Here is a 2,366-nt window from a genome sequence, read left to right on the forward strand (position 1 = left end):
TCGTCAGCACCGCTTCCAGCAGCGCTGACCCTGTGTCCCCGGTTTCATGTCGCGGGCCGCAGGCTTCGTCGCTCACGGGTACACGTGCAGCTTCACCGCGCGCTACTCCCGTTCGCCCCGTTTGCACGGGCATCTGACGCACGCCCCGAAGGAAGTCCCCTCGGGGGATTGCCTGCCGCATCGACATAACGTTGAACACTCCTTCCCGTTCGGCCCTTCGTCACCCGCTTCAGCCTCACCGGCCTGTCCTGTGACTGTTGGGTCGGAGGAGGCGCGCTGACGCGCTGGCCTCCGTCCGCCGCTCAAACTGCACGTGCCGTTTTCCGGCATGCAGCTTTCACGAAGATGCAGCATGCTGAGACGCAATAGAAGGTATCAGTTGCACAAGATTGACCAACCCGAACTCGCCATACAGCCGCGCCTCGGGCAAGACCTTCCAGCCCATGTTGCGCCAGCGCTTGAATCGATGCGACCAGATGCGCCGCACGATCCATCGGTTGAGCCGGTTGAAGATTCGCCGGACGTGGGAGCGCTTGTAGTAGTGCCCCCAGCCCCGCAGGATGGGATTGAGCCGTCCAATCAGCTCCCGCGTTCGAAGCGGCACGCATCGCTTTGTAAGACGACGCACCTGATCCATGAAGCGCTGGACCGACTTCTCCCGGGGGTACGCGTACAGCGCACCCGACCGGGCGCCACTGCGGATTTTGGCTGCGGGCAGCGATAACTGCCGCCCACGCTTGATCTTGTAGCCGAGAAACTCGAATCCAAACCGGACATGCACGATCCGCGTCTTCTGCGGATGGAGTTGCACACCCAGTGCGCTCAGAATCTTCGTCGCCGCCGCGATGGCAGCGCGCGCTTCTGCCTGGGATGAACAGGTGATCACCCAGTCATCCGCGTAACGGGTAAGCTGGTAGCCCTTGCGCCGCATCTCCCGATCAAACGGCGTCAGGAGGATATTGCTGAGCAGCGGTGAAGCGACCCCACCTTGCGGCGTTCCACGCTCGCTCGGAAAGAGACGACCCTTGCCGAAACTGCCGGCTTTGAGCATCGCCTTGATCAGGCCTAATACCCGACCGTCAGCGATGCGCTGGGCAATGAGCGACAGAAGTTTGTCATGGTCAACTGATCCAAAGAAGTCCTTCAGATCAGCATCAACAATCCATTCCCTGCCGCCCTCGATCTCCTTCCAGATCTTGCGCAAAGCGTCGTGTGTCGATCGCCCTCGCCGATACCCAAAGTTGGCTTCATCGAATATCGGTTCGAAGATCGGCTCCAGCCGGTTAAGAAGCGCCTGCTGACATACGCGATCATAAATCGACGGTATGCCGAGCTTGCGGAACTCTCCCGGTTTGCCGACTTTCGGGATCGAGACCTGCCGAACCGGTTGCGGCTGATAGGTCCGCGCACGCAGTTCTGCCTGCAGACGGTCCAGATGCTGGTCCGCCTGTTCGGCAAAGTCTGCCACGCTGATTCCATCGACACCGCCACTGCCCCGGTTGGACCGGACTCGCTCCCAGGCGACTTTCAGATTCTTCCGTTGATAAACCTTGTCAATTAATGAGTGGACCTTCCTTGCTTCCATCGGGTTGATCCAGTCAGACAGTCTCCTCGGGCGCGGATGTACGGGTATTTCGCTCATGGAACTGATCCTCCTCCGCGTCCTTACTCACTGTCGTCCGGGTTCTTCCCAATCATCTTCGCCGGCTGCCTTCCCCGACCCACTTCTGTCGCCGATCGCTCGGTCACGTGGTTTTGGCCACGCTTCAGGTACTACTCAGCCGTCCGACTACTGGCACAGCACTGCTCGCCACTTCGCTCCTCGCTTATAGGCTCACTTCCCGCGGTGCCACCCGCGGACTGTGCCAGTTCTCCTGGGGTCACACGCTGTTCTTCCGTACCGTGCCGTCCGCAAACACCTTGGTGCGGTGGGTGAATGAGAACGCCTTCGCCCCCATAGTGCGGGCTCGACCTTGTCCCACCTTTGGCCGACCGGTTCGTCATCGGGGCAGCCCCCATCGACTACGGCCCGGTACTTCTCCTCATGCCCTTCGGATTCCGCCTCACGGCGGACACCCTGCCCTCCGGAGTACTGCGAGATGATGGCTTCAGGTCCGTCTTGTCCGTTTCCGGCTTTCGCCTTCGTGCCCAGTTAGACTTCTCCATACCTTCCCACCTCCCTCCGGCCAGCGAGGCATTACCCCCGCTTTCGGATATGGCGCCCCTCATCCGGGCGCCAGAGGGACTTCAACCCTCCGGAACAACGCGCTGCCCAGCGCACACTACGGCCTCTGCTGACTTCTCGCTCCGGCTCGACGCCGTTGCCCTTTCAGGCATGAGGCGAGATCTCCCCAGGTAAGAACGCA

Annotated in this window: 1 protein-coding gene; it reads right to left on the reverse strand. The window is 61.0% G+C overall.

Translation table 11 applies throughout. From position 1 onward, the window contains the following. Nucleotides 1–337: 337 nt before the first annotated feature. On the reverse strand, nt 338–1,642 hold the full coding sequence (gene ltrA / locus LPA37_RS27595; RefSeq protein WP_229014255.1) for a group II intron reverse transcriptase/maturase: 1,305 nt from the start codon (nt 1,640–1,642) through the stop codon (nt 338–340). Nucleotides 1,643–2,366: the final 724 nt, after the last annotated feature.

The sequence above is a fragment of the Paraburkholderia gardini genome, assembly GCF_907164545.1.
Classification (GTDB): Bacteria; Pseudomonadota; Gammaproteobacteria; order Burkholderiales; family Burkholderiaceae; genus Paraburkholderia; species Paraburkholderia gardini.